The organism is Ligilactobacillus sp. JN-6 (Y).1 (genome assembly GCF_058111525.1).
In genome coordinates, this window is sequence record NZ_CM176599.1 from 641,624 (window position 1) to 660,011 (window position 18,388).

Genomic DNA, 18,388 nt, shown 5'->3' on the forward strand with positions numbered 1-18,388 from the left:
CGATCAAATTAATACTCGAGTTTCCACATGTAACGACGTTTAGTCAATGGATGTTTTCTTGCCGCAGCCAACTCTTCAGCGTAAACACGCATTACACCAGTCAGCAACATTGGATTGAAGTAGTCAATGACATCTTCACTTGTGATCGAAGCCAAACCGTAATCTTTAGCGTCAATGTTAGTGATCTTAGCATCAAATCTTTGTAAAAATGTTAATGCACGAGCATCTAAGTGACGTGTCTTACCATCATTCATAAACAGCAAGTAAGGTGCATCAGTCTCGGTTAATTCAAATGGCCCATGGAAGTATTCACCAGTGTGAACTGTTGGAGCAGCGATCCATTGCATTTCCATAAATAGGAATGATGCTGTTGAATATGCAGCTCCTAATGTTGCACCACTACTTAAAACGTAAATTGTTTTTTCATCTTTATACTTCTCGCCAAATTCTTTAGCTGAAGGTCCAACAGATTTAATAGCTTCTTCGATCAAATCTGGCAAACCGTCAAAGGCCTTCTGTGCCTCTTCATAATGAGCGTATCCCTCGAATTTCTTAACGATCTCGATCGCCAGAGCTAAGCAATAGGACATTTTTTCTACTTTAGCAGCATAATTTGCCTGGAACCCATGAATAACTTTATATTGTGCTTCTTTAATGATCGGTGCGTTTTCATCACTTGAAAGTGAAACAACATGTGCGCCTAATTCACGTGCTTTCTTTGTAGCAGCGATAGACTCGGGTGTTGTGCCGCCAAGTGAAGCAGTAATGACGATCGTTTGTGCATTTACGCCCTTGGGAGTATCATAGTTAAACTCATTTGCAGTCATGAGTGATGTCAAAATCTTTGTGCTTTCATGGGAAACAAAGTAAAAACCAGGGTAAAGGTCAGCCATTGAAGCACCGCAACCAACAAACAATACACGATCGATGTCCTTTTGTTTACCTTTGATGTCGCCAACAATAGCCTTAATTTGTTCAAGATCCATAAAGTAAAACCTCCTAATTTTGATTGTTTTTAAATTTAATACCTTATTTGAAGATGCCTAATACGCTCAGCAAAATACCGCCGCCAATACAGAACAACATGATCCATGCAGTATTGACCTTCTTTTTGATCAAGTAAAACATGAATAATGTAAATAAGAGAGGCAACATTTGCGGGAAAATCGTATCGAGGGTCTCTTGGACCTTCATGCCCTTGCCAAAAGATAGCGGCGTTTCGATCCCGATCATCGTCGAGATCATCGCCCCAATAACCATTAGTCCTATCAGGTTCATCAGATACATGATCCGGTTGATCTTTCCGCTGCTTACCAACTCTTGAACATATTTTTTACCGGCTGTGTATCCAAACTTGCCGCCCCAGTAGGTGATAACGAAGGAAGGAAGAAATGAAATGACCATCGCTAAAATTGGACCAAGTATATTTCCTTGTTTTGCCATATTGATCCCTAGACCAAATGCAATAACACGGATCGTCCCTTGAAAGAACGAGTCTCCGATACCTGATAAAGGCCCCATCAACGAAGTTTTAACACCACTAATTGAGTCTGGATCGAATGTATTTGGGTTTTCAGCATATTCTTCTTCCATCGCTGAACTAAGCCCTAAAACAAAAGCACTAGTCTGTGGTGTACAATTATAAAAGGCCATATGCCGCTTGTAAGCTTCCTTCTTTTTTTCCAGTTTTTCAGGTGTATCTGGCTCCTTACCATAAATCTCATCCAAAGTCGGTGCGATCCCATATAAGAAGCCCATGTTCATCTGACGTTCATAGTTCCATGAAGTCTGGATCATCCATGATCTCCAGAAAAACTGCCAAACTTTATGACGCAATCTCTTGTCTTGTTGTTTTTTCTCGCTCATTTTCTCGCCTCCTATACCTATAATTCTTCCAAATCTTCTAAATCATCATCAGAGCTACTATCATTTTGCGAAGAATCACCGCTACCGCCGTCGCCGCCGGACTTAGGTAATAACACATTAATAAGAAAAGCTAATAAGATCGCAAAAATAGCAACACCAGTAACTGACAGCTTGGCATAAGCTGAAATGAAGAAACCTAAGAACAAATAAAAGGCATTCTTCTTATCGATCATAGTTGACATCAACAAAGCAAACCCATATGCAGGCAAGATCTTACTTGCAAGGTCTAAACCATCTGTTAACCAGTCCGGAATAGCTTGAACGATCGTTGTAACAAAATCCGTTCCCAAATAAATCGAGAAGAAAACGGGAATGAAATATAATAACCCATATATAACTGGACCATAAACTATATGATAACTTCTAGCCTGTGCAAACTTTCCTTTATCGATCGCACTATCAGCCATATGCGTAAAAGTTGAAAAGAACATCCTGATAACGATCGCTGCTAACTGCCCTAAAACAGCAACGGGCAATGCCACTGTCAAAGCAGCCTGCGCACTAGTATTTGATAAAATAGCAAAAGCTGCAGCAACGTTTGAACCTAAAACCATGTCTGGTGGTACAGCTGCCCCCACTTGGACGAGGCCCATCGAAACCAATTCTAAAGCGGCACCGACCATCAATCCTTTTTGTACATCTCCTAAAGCCACTCCAACCATCGTACTCACGATAAGTGGTCGTTCAAAATTCAAACGTCCCAACAAACGAGAGTCAAACATTGCAAAAACGCCGATCAAAGCGACTATCGTTGCTTTCCAAAACATATTATCGTTTCCCTCCTTTTTAAAAGGCTAATAAATATCTATACTTATAGTTTTCCATTGAGCACTTCTTTCCTAGCTGTCGGAACCTGTTGCATTGAAACAGTGATCCCCATATCACAAAGCTTCTTAGTCATCTCAACTTCATCGTCCGTCAAAAAGATCGCATTACTATAGCGCTTTGCATCCGGTCTTTCAGGTATTCCTCCATAGTTGATCTCATCAACTTTACCAAGAGATTGCATGAACTGGTATAGCTCAGTAACATTACCAAAGATCAACATAGTATTTGCTTTCAACGCTTTGATCTGGCCTAGCTTACCAACTGCGCCTTCCACACTAAACACGTTTAATCGTATACCTTCTGGTTTGGCCATCTTGAGCGACATTTTTTTGAAATCATCTTTTGATGTAGCATTGTCGATCACAATGATCCGTTCGATACCTTCTGCCTTTGTCCATGAAAATACAACTTGTCCGTGTAACAGACGGTGGTCAACTCTAATCAATCTGATCATAATAGATCCTCCTCATCATTATCATCTTCAGCAATTAAATCATTTACCAAAACGATCCCTTGTTTCCCTGCCTCTATCGCTGCTAAAATATCATCTTTAGTCACCTCGCCGGCCTGAGTAGCTAAAGTAATTAACAACGGGAAGTTCATTCCCGAAATCAAATAAACATTATCGTGAGCAGCCAATAATTGTGTCATTTCATTATTAACAGATCCGCCTAAAACATCTGTAACTATCACGAATGTCTCGTCTTCTGAAGCTTCCACACTTTTTTTTATTTCAGCGATAAATTCGTCACCGGAGTTCTCCGTGTATGCCTCATACGCTTGCAGATCACCCAATTTGCCGGCGATCATCTCCAATGTATTTTGCATGCCCTTTGCCAATGTCCCGTGACTAGCCAATATTAGCTTCAAAATCTATCACTCCTTTTTTCTCCGTCTTCCTTACAATTGGATATAAAGCAAGAAGCGTGCCACAATTGTGGCACGCTTCTCGCCATCGCTGTCGTTTACTTTTAAACCGGCATGTTAGCGCTTTGATTTACTATATCAAAAATATACCCAACTTCTGAATCTGGGATCGTGACACTATAGATCTGTTCGATGACACTGAAGGCCTTTTTAATATTTTTAAAGGACTCTGTCTGCCGTATATCTTTTTGATCATCATCCATAAACGAATAAGTGTCGATCGGAGTATTTCGGATCAATCTTTCGAGTAAACAACTAACATGAACATAAATCGCCATTCTTACCGGGTTTGATAATTTATTTTCTTCCAATGCTTCATACGATTTAACGAATGTATCAACATTTTCCATAACTGTATGAACATCCAAAATAGTCACTGAATTCAAGACACGTTCCAGCGAAAAGTTACGCATCAATTGTTGATTTACTTGCTCAACTTCAAATCCAGGAATTTCACTCGACAAAACTTTTCCCAGGGTGTCTATTTTCTTACCAGAAATAAGCTCTTCAAGTGGTATATAAGGTATTCCCTCAACATGCGGATCAGAAGTACCAATTATTACTAAGACGTTATACATCCTTTGTATATCTTGCATAAATGGCCCTTGATTTATTTGCTCAAATTCATAAGCATTAATAACCAGGTCCTTAGATCGAGGCATACTCTCCTTCAAAAGCTCTTTGATCCTATCGGCAGTCCCGATCCCAGTAATGCAACTAGCGATAATAAGATTTTTTTTGCTTCCTTGAGGGTAAATAAGTTTTGTTTTCGGCTTAGGAAGCTTATTAATATCTTGTAGGATACTCTCAAAATCTCTTCTACCTTGGATATGTTCAGCGACGTCCAAGGCCATTTGTGTAGAAACACCGTTAATGATCCCAATAGGAAAATCAACTTCTTTATCGATAAAACTTGTTATCCCTTCTAACGAGCCCATGTCGACTAATAATAGTAAGCCCTTCTCAATAGAATAACGCTCGATATAATCACTCAGTTCCCTTCCTATCTGTTTAACACTCACACTAACTTCCATATCCATAGCATCAAAAATCTGCTCACCAAACATTTTATTCACCACATCTGCTATACTGCTAGCGGTAGAATAACCATGCGCCAATATAATAGCTCTGATAGGGCGCTTATGAGCTTCATATCTAATACTATTTAAATATACATAAACAAATAATCTGTCAACATCACCGATCTTCATGTCTAATTTTAAACTAACCGTTTGTAAAAGCTTGTCAACAAATTGAGCAACGTTATCTTCACCGGGAATAAAACGTGTACTCATTTCTTCAATGTCCTCGAGTTCTTTTTTGTTAAAGCCCGGCTCCTCATACTGTCTGTTGAAAAAGTAATGAGTGAATATAATAATTGAATTTCCTAGGAGTTTTAACCCATAGTCATTTTCTAAAACAGGAAGTTCATAATCTAGTACTTCTTTAAAGAAACTCAGGGGCATCCCACCACGATCTACTTTTTTCTGGTAAACCAGCTGTTCGCATAAAGAGCTGATCTCAGAAATTACGGCATCACGCATCTTTGTCTCATCTGAGTAGTTATCATATGCTGTAATACACCTTTTGATCACGGTACAAATAACCTGCGCATCCCGTTTAGACGCATTTCCTGCAACCTTATATGCAGGTCGATCAGCTGTGATCGTTAGTATTTCGTTACAAGCAAGAGTTACTTTTTCATCATAATTATTGGCTGCACTAAAAACAGTCTGCGGTAAACTGGCAAGTTTGATAAAAACACAATCTTGCTCTTTGTTATCGGTATTTAAAGCATTAGCAACGGACAATGTCACGGCATTTTTTAACTGACCAACATTACTCGTAAATGACTTTGAATCCATAAAATCAACCACTTGCCTATTCAAGTAAATCGTCCGTCCTATTTTATGAGCTTCCCTCTGAAAGAAGTTGATTATCAATTTCTCACGCTCATCTCGGTTTCTTTCTCTCAAAGAAGGAACCTTCACTTGAACTGGGATCCTCCTAATAAAAGTTTTCAAGAAACTACTATTAATATTTTCAGTCGTAGCACAGATAAAACGGACGTTCACATGCTTAGATCTACTTGTCTCCCCCAGCGGGGTTATTTCTTGATTGTCCAAAAAACTAAACAATTTTTCTTGTCCCTTAGGATCAAGCCGATGAACCTCATCTAAGAAGATCATACTATTATTTGCTTCAGTCAAAAGTCCCGGTTTATCAGTCTCAGCCCCCGTGAAAGAACCTTTCTTGTACCCAAATAACATACTTGACAGAAGTTCTGGGTTATCGGCATATTCAGCACAATTTAAAGTAACCAATTTTCGTTTTTCACTAATATATCCAGCCTGAACACAAAATTGAAAATAACGCTGTGCAAGAAAACTTTTCCCAGACCCAGTCGGTCCTGTTAATAAAACCGGCAGTCCATTCGGCGGATATTGTGCAGCGGCTTTTAATTGTCTGATCGGTGCATATAAAGAACCTTCGCTACCAATAACCTTATCAAAAACATCGGTTTTAACTTTCACCGCTTCTTGCAGTTCTGTTAGTGAATCATATTCACTTTCCAACAAAATTTGCTCTTTTTGTTCCAGGATATTCTTATCAAAAAAAATAACTGGCCTTGAATTAACTTTCAATAAAACGTTATCTTTAACTAACACATTAAGGTGATGACTAACCGTGTTCCTTTTAACATCCAGTTCTTCCGCTAAAAAATTCGCTGTTATGCCGTTATTAACTATTCCTTGTTGTTGTGTGGCTTGAGTGATCTTTTCTTCTATCTTACTTCCTATATTCATAGTAGAAATACCTCCAAAAACAAAAGAACTTCTGACAAAAATTTAAAGTTCAAACTGATACATATTCGATAGAATAAACTCCTCCGCTGCCTGAATAACTGCCCCTCTTTCATCTGTAATAATCGTGTCTAGCAAAAATAAGGGAAAACCAAATGAACAGTTAAGTTGGCTCGCTCTTTCACTATCTGCTTGAATCATACTGACAGTTGTTTTTTTCGAAATAATTTTCTTAATATCGTATTCAGAATAAAAGCACTGATAAAGCGACTTAGTTAAATCGTAATTCGTCAAATTAGCAAAACGCGGTAATGGGAAAAAATTATTTTCAACAATTAAAGGAGTATTGCTGACATAACGTATCCTCTGGACGTTAAGTGCGGGCCTCAAAAAATTCTCCTGCATTTTCACTGGGACAACTGCTTTTTTCACAGAAACAACCTTTGTTGTTGCGGACAAACCATTCTGTTCAGCGATAGTTGAAAAACTTTCCACGGCAGAATGTCTTATTAAACGCCTAACTTTTTTTGTCTCATTAACAAATGTCCCCTTTCCCTGTAAACGGGTCACATAACCCTCTTGAACTAATTGATCGATAGCCTTTCGAATGGTCACTCGACTAACTTCATATTTATCTTGTAACAACGGCTCACTCGGTAATTTAGCACCTGCCGGATACTCGCTATTCAGTATTCTTTGCTTGATATTATCTTTAACGCCTTGGTATAAAACTTCCACCATATTTATATTCTTCCTTTGTACAAGAAAACTTTTGACAATACGTCTTAATACGACTTTATTATACCTGGTTTTTAAAACGCTTTCAATGTTTGGCTTTCCTTACAAACTTTCAACTGATCGTATATATTAGGGGGGGTTTCTTTCTAGTAAATAAAAACCACCTACTTCTTTTTAGAAATAGATGGTCTGAGTTGCATAGAGTTAACCAACTTTAAATTTAAAAAACGTTTTATGTTCCATAACTAAATCACTGGAGTATAAGAATAATCAACCTTTCCCATATATTGTCTAAAATCCGTGTCATGAGCTCGTTTTTCACCTAACTCATCACGATACAAAACGCCCATTTCATAAAAGACAATTGGATTAAAATGATCAACTACAGCGTCATCGATTTTATCCATCCCAAAGTCTTGGGAATCGATAACTTCTAACTGTCCGTTATACTTCTTAATAAAGTCCCTGGATCTAGTGTCCATTGCTCGTGTTTGGCCAGTATTAACACATTGGATAAATAGCTGATCATCTTGTAAAACTTCAAAAGGACCATGGAAAAACTCAGCTGAATCGATAAACGCACAGTCCATCCATTGCATCTCCATCAATGAACATATTGCAAAACCATAAGCTTGCGAATAATTTGCACCAGAACCAAGAATGTACATGAAGTCTTGTTTACGATACTTTTGTGCGAATTTCTTCGCAGCCGGCTGCTGTACCTTCTTGGCAGTGTCAACAATTTCATCAATTTTATTTAAACCATCCAACACCTTGTCATATTTGGCATAAGAACTTTCCGTTTGATGCAAATATTCATTCAAGATCCTAAGTTCCATCCCCATTGGAACATCTTTATGAGAAACATCTTCTCCCCAACCATAACTAAAAAACTTATCATACAAAGTAGGATCAGCTAATTTAGAATCCGTCGAATTAGAAATAGCGATCACATATGATCCTCTTGTCTTAGCCATCTTCGCCGCCTCGATCGCTTCAGGCGTATTTCCACTATGTGAAAGAACAAAAGTAATGCTATTTTCATTCCACCGTATTGGCTCTTCTAGAGTCAATTCTCTCGCATTCTTACACGTTGAGTGTAGTTTTTTACTTTCCTTCTCCACAAAATAGTGAGCTGTATATAAATCGTTCATGGAACCGCCGCAAGCAGCCAAGAATATATCTTCGACCTGACGTCCATTGTCAATAATTTCTTTTACAAGTTCTTTTTCATTTAACATTTTCACAATACCTCCACTGAATAACCCATTTTTATGGTACAAACACTTTAAAGTATGAACAAACTATTCCGAGCACAAAAGTGCCTAACATGATCCAACCTACATTTACACCCTTTTTCAACAGTTTATACATAATGAATACGGCCAAAAGAGACAACAACCCTGGAACGATCTGATTTAAGATGTCCCCTTGTAAGGTAAGTTTAGCTCCTCCTTTACCAAAACTAAGTGGTGTTTTTATCACAACATAGTTTGAAGTCATCGCTCCAATAACTATCATCCCTAGGATCGAGGAATAATAAGATAACTTTTCGATTGCCCCAGTGGAATTTAACTTATCTAAAAAACCAACGCCAAGCGTATATCCATACTTCAGGCCATACCATCTTACAAGAGTACACGGGATATTATAGGCAAGAATAAAAAGTAAAGGACCAGCAACATTTCCTTTTAATGCAAAAGTGGCAGCTATACTTGTACAGATTATTCTCCAAGTCCCCATTACTAGCGAGTCACCAATTGCGGACAAAGGGCCCATCAAACTCGCTTTAATATTACTGATCGTACGCGGATCAAAATCATCATTTTGTGCATATTCTTCTTCCATCGAGGCAGAAATACCCATAATAGTTGAAGAACAAAAATTCGAAACATTAAAAAACTCTGTATTTCTTTTCAGCGATTCTTTTAATTTTTCTGGTTTATTTTTAAATATTTCCTCCAGTAGAGGCGCCATCGCATAAGAATAGCCAGTACATAACTGCTTACTAAACTCCCAAGAAGCTCCCATCGAAAACGTACGCCAAAAAGCTTTTCTAAAGGCCTTTTTAGTTAAATTGTCAGAAGTCATCGTCATCTACACCTGCCTTACTGTCATTGTTATTACTTTCATTTTTCTGATCTCTATAGAACATAATAGCAACAATTACTGCACCGAAAAATGCGATACCCATAATTGGTACCTTTAAGTAGGCAGCAATTAAGAAGCCCACAAAGAAAAATGGAAAAACATCTTTCTTCATAATTACCTCTAAAAGCATTGCAAAACCAAAGGCTGGTAAAATATTGCTTGCTACAATTAAACCGTCCTGAACAAATTTAGGGATCATGCCGATAAGCGTTTTGGCAAAATGGTTACCTAAAATGAACGTCAAGGTAACAAGAATGATGGACGGCCCAAAATGTAAAAATGTTCCTCCCCAGAAAGTGAACCTACTGAACAGCTTAGTTTTTCCTTTAGCAGCGATTTCCTCACATTTTTGTACAAATAAAGGAGAAATAACCACATACACTAAGTTCTGAACAAACAATACTACCATGGAGATAGGCAATCCAAAAGTAATAGCAGTAGCATAATTACTTCCTGACTGAATGGCTATACTTGTCCCAACTATACTGGCAGAAACCATATCTTGGGGTGTCGACAGTCCAATCTCCTGAACTCCAATAAATGCTAATTCCATTTGTGCACCAATTATCACTCCTGTTGACAGATCACCCATAACAAGGCCTGTTGCCGCACACATTACGATCGGGCGATATGTTTGCCCTCTCCCAAACAAAAAATACTCAGCATACCCAAAAATAGCTACTAAAAATATCAGAAGCGTTTGCATTTTATCACATACTTTCCTTAACTAACCGGTTTTTTCTTTTCCGTAGGAACTTGTTGACAATAAACTTCTACTCCATCACTTACCAAATTTTTTAACTCGTCATGTTCATCTTCAGTAACAAAAACGGCAGGTGACAAAGCTTCCTTTCCTTCTTCTGATTTAGTTCCCCCTAAGTTTAAACTCTTTATTGAGTCTACATTTTTTACCAGCTGATAAGCATCGTCAATATTGGCAACCACAATAAACAACTTGTATTTATCTGTAATACCACTATTAATAGCTTTTATAGAATCATCAATTGTTTTTATTACCAACTTGACTCCACTAGGTTTTGCCAATTTGGCAATAGTTTTCTTGGTTTTATCTAAAGCTGTATCATCATTTGCCAATAAAATGCAATCTGCTGATAAATGTGACAGCCAAGAAAACGCAACTTGCCCATGCAATAGCCTATGATCTACACGCGTTAAAACGATCATAATTAAACCTCCTCGTATTAAAAACTTTGTTTCTTTAATGTTGACCTTAAAAAATGAATATCCATAAAGCATACCTATTCTATAAAATCATCCCCTATCCGAGTTTGTCTGCTACACAATTACAAAGAGCAAAAAACATGCCAAAAAAGTGTCACGAAGAATACCTCACTGTTTTTTGTCATACTAAATTTACAAATTTCAGACATACAAAAAAGGCAGCTACCACACAAGCTGCCTCAAAATATAACCATTTGACTCCGACTACTTGACCAGTAAAGCAAAGCTAAAAAAGAATAAAAGTAAATCCTACATGCTATGGAAATAACGTATGACTTCTTCAAAACCATTAAAAACATAATCAGCTTGACTTTGATCGATCTTGTATTCAGGGTATTTAAGAGCCCATGTTTCTAAACCAGCGTCCTTAGCCGACCGGATCCCAAGAACGCTATCCTCCAACGCAACACACTCAGAGGGATTTAGGCCTATTTTATCGACACTTTTTAAATAAATATCTGGGGCAGGTTTATTTTTGCTTACTTCCTCACCACTTAAAATTGAATCAAAATACTGTCGAAAGTTGCACTGATCCAGCATTTGCTCTATTAGGTCGATGTTTCCCGCAGATGCCAAAGTTACTATTTTATTATTTGCTTTTAGATCCCTTAAGAAATCTCCTACATAATCATGGACGTAGTCGGCATAATTGATCTTATGGTCAGCGAAGTACTGTTTAAACTTTGGGAGCAGTTCATACCACAAAGATTCATCGGGTACCATCATTTTCCAACCGTCTTCAAAAGATGCTCCAACATAATACTTTAGTTCACTGACCCCTGGTACTAACCCTTGCGAGCTCAAGAAATTCAACCTTTGCCGGTGATAATATTTTTCACTATCAACAATTACTCCATCCATATCAAAAATATATGCTTTTTTCATTCTGTTACTCCCCAATTATTGTTCGGAAATATTCTCTAACTTTCCCAAATCCCCTAAATTTATGATCGGCCGCAGTTTGATCAACTCTATATTGTGGATACTCAAGAGCCCATGTTTCTATCCCCGCACTTTTGGCCGAGCTGATCCCGATCGTACTGTCTTCAAGAGCAACGCATTGTTCAGGACTTACGTTTAATTTCTTAGCACTCTGTAAATAAATATCGGGAGCAGGCTTATTATTTTTTACATTTTCCCCGCTAAGCACGGAATCAAAATATTGTCTTAAGTTGCACTCATCTAACATTTGATTTACTCCCCTAAGTTTCCCCGCCGATGCCAATGCCACGGTCTTACCGGCTTGCTTTAGTTCAGCAAGAAAATCTGGGACTTGTTCATTTAAATATTCAGAGTAGCTGATATTATTTTCTGCCCAATAACTATCAAATTTCGGCAAAAGTCGTTGGCGTTGTTTAGGATCTCGGACTAACATCTTCCACTCCAAGTCATAATCGATACCAAGATAATCATTAATATTTGTATACGGTGTTGAAAGACCGTATTTTTTCAAAAAGCCTAGCCTTAACTTATGATAATAAGCCTCACTGTCAACAAGTACCCCGTCCATGTCAAAAATATATACATCTTTCATAAACCAGTTCCTCCTTTACTTTTACCTGAGACCACTAATTATCAGTCTCTAGCGATCATACAAATCTGTGCTGATCTTTTCACCCGTTTTCACTTTTTTCCTTTTGTAGTCTGAAAGGGGCATTAAATATTAAAACCGTAATGAAAACTACCACAACACAAATGAGAAATAACCATTCGTAACTTGCATTATCGATAACAAGAGCTCCAAAGAGTGGGCCAATGGCTTTCCCTGCCGCAGAGTACATTTGAACTTTCCCTTGAAAATAACCGATATATCCGCCTGAAGTTTGCAGATCCACAAAACTCGAGGCACCAGGAAATAATAAAACCTCACCCATCGTTAACAAACATATGGAAAATATATATAAAAAATAGTTATCTTTAAACGGAAACAATAGCAATGCAAATGAAAAACTCAATAATAGTAACCCAACGTTTAAACGACCACGAATATGAGCTACTAAAAAATCATCAAAATAAGTCACGATCGGTTGTAGCACAACTATTAAAATCGCGTTGAAAGTCCAAAGAAAACTATAATCTTTAACTCTGAATCCTTCTTGGATCATGAAAGTCGAGATATTACTTTGCCATTGCTCATAGACCATCCAGCCTATCAAAACAGCTAATAAAACGACAAAAATTTTAAATGTTAACAAATTTTTAGGACGTTTGACATCTGCATAACGTGCGTTACTGACTGTTTTAACTCTATAATGCTTGATAGCTACAAATAAAAAAATAATTTGGATCGCTGTCGCTACTGCAAAAACATACTGTATACCTAAAGGTAAGATATATCCGACTGCCAGAGTACCGATAACCAGTCCAAGGTTTATCATAAAATACAATGCATTAAAAACATAACTAGACTTTCTACCCTCAACAACAGTCGCAAGTGAATTTTCACAAGTAGACGAAATACCATTTGCAAAGCCTGAAAACACAAGTAATATCGCATAATAGGGCCAAGAATGTAAAAATATAAGCGATCCAAAAGCTATTATGTTAGTCACAATTCCGACCAAAACTGCATAGTATGGGTCCCAAGAGTCAAATAGAACGCCGCCAAACCAATTTCCAAACATAGTAGCTAATTGATTCAAGCAAAGCACAATAGCCGCAATAACCAGGCTTTTATGGAGTGTCTCATGTATATATATAGTATTTAATGGCCAAATAAAGCTCATTGCTGTACTAGTAATAAGCGTTCCTACTAATAACCACTTTAAAGAAATATATTGTGTTCTTCCTGCCATATTTCAACCTACTTTCACTAGGACCCAGATCCGCATACTGCCAATTAGTTAAAATAAAAGAAATGAGGCAGTCAATCCCTCATTCCCTTTGTTCTATTTCAATACTACTAATTTTTGCGCAGAAAAATCTTTAGCCTTAAGCTCCCAAGATATGAAAATATGCTGCAGCGATACTGACAACCAAAATAATCAACATAATCACCAATGGATTCATCTTTTTCTTTAACATCCAATACATCAATCCGAAAATAGCAAGTGTGGCTAAACCGGGAGCTATCCCATCCAAAAGGTTTTGAACGGTTTGTGCTCCCTTGCCGCTACCAATTTTGGTTATAAAATCAATGTTGACCATATCCATAGTCATGCCACCGACAACCATTATTCCCATAATGGAGGCATATTCCATAACCTTGTCCATGATCCCCGACTGTCTTAGTTTTTCAATAACGTTAGAACCTAAACCATAACCCACAAAAGTTCCGATATATCGGAGTATAATATGGGGTAGATCAAACATCAACAAGAATAAGATAGGTCCCAGTATATTACCTTGTAATGCTAGTCCCGTCCCAACACTAGTTGCTAAAATCCTTAGAGTTCCCCAGAAAAATGCATCACCGACTCCAGATAAGGGACCCATCATAGCAAGTTTGATAGCTGAAATAGACGTAGTATCAAAATCCGGGTCGTTAGCATTTGACTCTTCCATAGCAACAGAGATACCTTCTGGTAAAGTAATAATATACGGTGTAACATTGTAAACTTCCATATGGCGTGTTAGGGCATCTGCAAGGTCATCTTTATCAGGGTAGAGCTTTTTTAAAACAGGGATCATTGCATAAGTATACCCTGCGTTCATCATCCGCTCGTAGTTCCACAAATGTTCAGTCGGAAAACTACGCCAAAACACTTTTTTCAAATCTTTTTTTGTTATTTTCCCTTTATATTCAGGTTGAATGTTAAAATTCATCGAAGCCATCTCCTTCATCCTGACTGTTTCCTTCTGAAGCCTCGTTTTCTTCACTCTTAATATTCTTTGTTTCAACAAATAAGTACATCACGATAATGATCATCACAGCAAAAATGGCTACACCTGTAGTTGAAATTTTTCCATAGGCAACAAGGAAGAAGCCAATAAAGAAGAAGACTGCCACTTTTTTAGTCATGATCATCTGTGCTAACATAGCAAAACCGAGAGCTGGAAGTAACCCAGCTGCAATATTCATTCCAGTAGAGATAAAAGCTGGAATATTATCTAAAAGAGAAGTTACTGCGTGTTGGCCAAAGTAAAAAGCTATAGGTGTAATAATAATGCCGGGCAGGTTCCCCGCATACCCACCGATTATCATATTACGTCCGATCGCTCGTGTATCTGCGTCTTTTGCGTTCTTATCGATCCTATGCAGGAAGATCAATTTTAATGGCTGGCCAATAGCCGTATTTAAAGCCAAAACGATAGTTGCGATGGGAATCCCCAAAGTTAAAGCAGCAGCAGGGTTTGCGTTAGCTTGGATCGCTAAAGAAACACCTAAGATCGTTCCCGAAACCATATCAGGCGGAATGTAAGCACCGATCGAAACAGAACCTACCATTGCTAATTCCATAGTTCCGCCCATTATGATACCAGCTTTTATATCACCCAAAACTAAACCGGTCAATGTGCCCATTACAATTGGTCTTTGGATCAAACTCGTTCCGGTAAACGCATCCGTGTACCCAAATAAAGTTACAATAAGAATTAGAATCGTTTGTAAAACCATTTAGAACATCTCCTTTACGTTCTAAATCACATTCTTTGCTACAATTTTGTTTTCTGTTGGGACCATTTGAATAAACAAGTCATAACCATCAGCGATCAGGGATTTAATTGTCTTTTCCTCGTTAGGATCTACATAAACACTTTTACTTAATTTACGTTTCCCTTCACCAAAAGAAATATTACCCAGATTAATAGATTTAACACCAAATTCACGAGCCAATTTGTCCGCGATCCCAACTGTTTCACAAATTACAAACATGGAATACCGGTCAGTTTTCCCACTTTTTATGACATTGATCGCTTCCTCTGTATTTTTAACAACGACCTTGATCCCACTTGGCTTAGCAAGAGCTAAGGTTTCCATTCTCAATTTATCATTCTTGAGCGTATCACTAACCAACAATAAAGCATCAGCACCAAGAGTCCCTGTCCATGAAACTGCCACCTGGCCATGTAACAACCGATAATCTACACGAATCATCTTGATCATTATTCACTGCCTCCTTATTAGAAATTAAGATAAATATCTTAAAAATCATCTGTAAGTTCGTTCTCTGTATCACTTAAAGTTTGATTTACGTATTGGATCCCGTTTTTTCCTTCTAATATAGTTTTTTCTATGGTAGCTTCAAGGTCAGTTTCATTAGAAAGCAAAACTTGTATTATCATTGGTAAATTGACCCCGGAAATAATATGCAGGTTAGGGAGCTTCGCAGTCATTTGTATTAATTCAGTATTAACGCTTCCACCTACAATATCAGTAAACACAACGACCGGATCTTTTGAATACTTTTCTAAAAAATTCTCAATGTCTCTTTTATGGTCTGGATGTTCTTCTGTATATGCCGAAATTTCATGTAAATTTGGTTGGTCACCCATAATAAATTCAGCAGTTTTTTTAGTGCCCTTCGCCATTCGTTCATGTGTACATATCAAAACTTGTATCATGTTGCATCTCTCCCCTATTTAACCTGGGTATAATCTTTAGTCGGAACGTTGTCCATAAATTTATCAGCAAAAGGATGAGCTGGTTCTCTTTTTAGATCTGGCATCATTCTGGCTGCAATAACTTGGAAAAACGGTATTGTAATAAGGGCAGTTAATTCTTTGATCGGAGACTTTGGAATTGAAATAGTATTCTCCTTAACTTGCTGGTTATTATTTGTCAAAAGGTAGCCTTTATTGATCACTGCTGACAAACCATGATGAATTGCTTTTATTCTTTCACTAGCTTCAGGATTATCGATCAAAAAAACTGTGTACTGAGGGGACAATTGAATGTCGGGGCCATGCATAAACTCTTCGATCTCATAGTGCAATGTCGGGATTTTCAATGTTTCCTGAAACTTTAAGGCTGCTTCACGAGCTACACCAAAGTTCATATCATTTCCACAAATAAAAGTAGGTCCCATTTCTGCTAACTCTAAATAATGTTGTTCAACAAATTGCAAACTCTGCTCGATCGTTTTTTCATAAAGAACTGATAATTGCTTAAAATCTTCTTCTGAATCACTTTTTCTTCCTTGTGCAACAGCTACCTCGTTGGCAAACATAGCCAAATATAATATCAGAGTTGAAAGACCCATCGTTACATAACCAACCGTTTCGTTACCTACTCCATAATCAATAGCAGCATCAACATGCTGAGCTACTTCACTTTTTAAGTTACTAGTAAGAACGATTTTCTTTGCATTTACTTGATCCATATATTTCAAAGCATGCAAAATATTGGTTGAAGCGCCACTTTGGGAAATAAATAGAATAAAAGAATTTTTAAAATCTACATTTTGCTTTAATTCAAATAATTCAGGCGTGATAGTTGTAACTGAGCAGTGTAATCTTTTTTCCATATACGCAGTAGCCATCATGGCAGCGTTCAGCGAAGACCCCGAGGCAACAATGAGAACGCTTCCAAAATTGTCAGCCTTAAAAAGATCGACTAATGGAGTAACCAATTTTTCTTTATTACTAATATTTTCTGTTATTTTCTCGGGAGTTTTCTTTACATAATCTAACATTTCCATTGTCAATTTCCTCCACTTCAATTACCCATCTCAATAAAATGTAGTAGGACACAACTCTGCATCCCACTAACTTTTTTAATAACAACAAATGACGATCACTTTTTTGGCAAATGGTTTTTAATATTCAAATTGTCTATAATAACGTCTGTAGTTCTTATTATGTTTTGTGTAAACTTCATAATAATTTGTCAAACGGTCTGTCAATAACGAGTTTACTATCCAAGGAATAACAAGCCCCCTAAACTCATCATCAACACTCAAAGCATATTCTTCAGTATCGATCACATAATGTTCTGCACCGATTTTTTCACAAAAACGTTGAACACGAACATCTTGCTTTCTATATTCATCTTCACCTTCAACAATAAACACTGGAACATTTTTTTCAACTAACTCCAATGTGCCATGGAAGAATTTACTGCTGGTGATCGGACGTGTGCGGATCCACTGCATCTCTTCAAGTAAACACTCTGCAAATAATTCTGTTTCTCCCCACAAAGCACCTGAACCAGTGAAAATAGTATATGGAGCTTGATAACACTTCTTGGCGATCTCATTAGCCGTTGGCTCAAACTTCTTACGGATCTCAAATAAGTCTTTAAATACACCTTTTAACTGATCAGCAAATTCTGTATATTTGTCGAAATCTCCGCGCTTATGCAATAAATAGAAGACCAATAAAGCTTCTACGACATAATAATTTTGTGCCGGCCCTGTAGAACCATTAACTTCAATTATATTTTGAGCAATTTGTCCTAATTTTCCGTTTTTCTTAGTAAAAGCAACCATTCGGATCCCTTCATCGACCATCCAATTTGCAGCTTCGATGATCTCCGCAGTATCTCCACTATCACTCGCAGTGATAACAAGAGAATCCTTAGTTAAATCGCGTGGCCGTGCCACATTAATATCAGCAGCATTTACACATGTAATTTGTAGATCTGACATTTTTCTTGCTAAGTATTCGAATTGATACAACTCAAATTCTGTACCTCCAATACCCATCAAATATACATTCTTATATCCTTGAGCCTCGATCTTATCCACTAATTCTTCAACTTCTTGCCGTTTTGAATATGCAAGTTCTCCATCAGCCAAATACCCTTCTTGATTAAAATTGATCAATTCAACTTTTTCTGTTTCCATATCTTTTGACCTCCAAAAAATGAATTGTGCGAAATAAGATTGGTTCAT

The 18,388-nt window shown here is 37.5% G+C and carries 20 protein-coding genes; all 20 read right to left on the reverse strand.

Annotation, left to right across the window (positions count from 1 at the left end; translation table 11 throughout):
* Positions 1-8: 8 nt before the first annotated feature.
* Positions 9-986, reverse strand: a complete 978-nt coding sequence (locus tag AC3XNE_RS03095) for an SIS domain-containing protein (RefSeq protein ID WP_489832789.1) — start codon at positions 984-986, stop codon at positions 9-11.
* Between the two features lie 43 nt (positions 987-1,029).
* Positions 1,030-1,866 (reverse strand): PTS system mannose/fructose/sorbose family transporter subunit IID, encoded by an 837-nt coding sequence (locus AC3XNE_RS03100; protein ID WP_489832790.1) that lies wholly within the window; start codon positions 1,864-1,866, stop codon positions 1,030-1,032.
* A gap of 17 nt (positions 1,867-1,883) precedes the next feature.
* On the reverse strand, positions 1,884-2,693 hold the full coding sequence (locus AC3XNE_RS03105) for a PTS mannose/fructose/sorbose/N-acetylgalactosamine transporter subunit IIC (RefSeq protein ID WP_489832791.1): 810 nt from the start codon (positions 2,691-2,693) through the stop codon (positions 1,884-1,886).
* Positions 2,694-2,737: 44 nt separating this feature from the next.
* The gene (locus AC3XNE_RS03110) at positions 2,738-3,208 is read right to left on the reverse strand and encodes a PTS sugar transporter subunit IIB (RefSeq protein ID WP_489832792.1); all 471 of its coding nucleotides are present in this window, start codon (positions 3,206-3,208) and stop codon (positions 2,738-2,740) included.
* Positions 3,205-3,624, reverse strand: a complete 420-nt coding sequence (locus AC3XNE_RS03115) for a PTS sugar transporter subunit IIA (RefSeq protein WP_489832793.1) — start codon at positions 3,622-3,624, stop codon at positions 3,205-3,207. The genes AC3XNE_RS03110 and AC3XNE_RS03115 overlap by 4 nt, the downstream gene beginning before the upstream one ends.
* Before the next feature lie 101 nt (positions 3,625-3,725).
* Complete coding sequence (locus AC3XNE_RS03120) at positions 3,726-6,488, reverse strand: sigma 54-interacting transcriptional regulator (protein ID WP_489832794.1); 2,763 nt, start codon at positions 6,486-6,488, stop codon at positions 3,726-3,728.
* A gap of 42 nt (positions 6,489-6,530) precedes the next feature.
* Entirely contained in the window at positions 6,531-7,226 is a 696-nt protein-coding gene (locus AC3XNE_RS03125; protein ID WP_489832796.1) for a GntR family transcriptional regulator, read from the reverse strand.
* Between the two features lie 242 nt (positions 7,227-7,468).
* A complete protein-coding gene (locus tag AC3XNE_RS03130; protein WP_489832797.1) occupies positions 7,469-8,464 on the reverse strand; it encodes an SIS domain-containing protein in 996 nt (331 codons plus the stop codon).
* A 31-nt stretch (positions 8,465-8,495) separates the two neighbouring features.
* Complete coding sequence (locus tag AC3XNE_RS03135; RefSeq protein WP_489832798.1) at positions 8,496-9,314, reverse strand: PTS system mannose/fructose/sorbose family transporter subunit IID; 819 nt, start codon at positions 9,312-9,314, stop codon at positions 8,496-8,498.
* Complete coding sequence (locus AC3XNE_RS03140; protein ID WP_489832799.1) at positions 9,304-10,080, reverse strand: PTS mannose/fructose/sorbose/N-acetylgalactosamine transporter subunit IIC; 777 nt, start codon at positions 10,078-10,080, stop codon at positions 9,304-9,306. Before AC3XNE_RS03140 ends, AC3XNE_RS03135 begins: the two co-directional genes overlap by 11 nt.
* 17 nt (positions 10,081-10,097) lie before the next feature.
* Positions 10,098-10,559, reverse strand: a complete 462-nt coding sequence (locus AC3XNE_RS03145) for a PTS sugar transporter subunit IIB (protein WP_489832800.1) — start codon at positions 10,557-10,559, stop codon at positions 10,098-10,100.
* A 306-nt stretch (positions 10,560-10,865) separates the two neighbouring features.
* The gene (locus AC3XNE_RS03150; protein ID WP_489832801.1) at positions 10,866-11,501 is read right to left on the reverse strand and encodes an HAD family hydrolase; all 636 of its coding nucleotides are present in this window, start codon (positions 11,499-11,501) and stop codon (positions 10,866-10,868) included.
* Positions 11,502-11,505: 4 nt separating this feature from the next.
* Positions 11,506-12,150 (reverse strand): HAD family hydrolase, encoded by a 645-nt coding sequence (locus AC3XNE_RS03155; protein ID WP_489832802.1) that lies wholly within the window; start codon positions 12,148-12,150, stop codon positions 11,506-11,508.
* Between the two features lie 79 nt (positions 12,151-12,229).
* The gene (locus tag AC3XNE_RS03160; RefSeq protein WP_489832803.1) at positions 12,230-13,411 is read right to left on the reverse strand and encodes an MFS transporter; all 1,182 of its coding nucleotides are present in this window, start codon (positions 13,409-13,411) and stop codon (positions 12,230-12,232) included.
* A gap of 136 nt (positions 13,412-13,547) precedes the next feature.
* The gene (locus tag AC3XNE_RS03165) at positions 13,548-14,381 is read right to left on the reverse strand and encodes a PTS system mannose/fructose/sorbose family transporter subunit IID (protein WP_489832804.1); all 834 of its coding nucleotides are present in this window, start codon (positions 14,379-14,381) and stop codon (positions 13,548-13,550) included.
* Positions 14,371-15,171, reverse strand: a complete 801-nt coding sequence (locus AC3XNE_RS03170; RefSeq protein WP_489832805.1) for a PTS mannose/fructose/sorbose/N-acetylgalactosamine transporter subunit IIC — start codon at positions 15,169-15,171, stop codon at positions 14,371-14,373. The genes AC3XNE_RS03165 and AC3XNE_RS03170 overlap by 11 nt, the downstream gene beginning before the upstream one ends.
* A gap of 21 nt (positions 15,172-15,192) precedes the next feature.
* On the reverse strand, positions 15,193-15,660 hold the full coding sequence (locus AC3XNE_RS03175; RefSeq protein ID WP_489832806.1) for a PTS sugar transporter subunit IIB: 468 nt from the start codon (positions 15,658-15,660) through the stop codon (positions 15,193-15,195).
* 38 nt (positions 15,661-15,698) lie between these two features.
* Positions 15,699-16,118, reverse strand: a complete 420-nt coding sequence (locus tag AC3XNE_RS03180; RefSeq protein WP_489832807.1) for a PTS sugar transporter subunit IIA — start codon at positions 16,116-16,118, stop codon at positions 15,699-15,701.
* Between the two features lie 14 nt (positions 16,119-16,132).
* On the reverse strand, positions 16,133-17,194 hold the full coding sequence (locus tag AC3XNE_RS03185; protein WP_489832808.1) for an SIS domain-containing protein: 1,062 nt from the start codon (positions 17,192-17,194) through the stop codon (positions 16,133-16,135).
* 117 nt (positions 17,195-17,311) lie between these two features.
* Positions 17,312-18,340 (reverse strand): SIS domain-containing protein, encoded by a 1,029-nt coding sequence (locus tag AC3XNE_RS03190; protein ID WP_489832809.1) that lies wholly within the window; start codon positions 18,338-18,340, stop codon positions 17,312-17,314.
* Between the last annotated feature and the right edge of the window lie 48 nt (positions 18,341-18,388).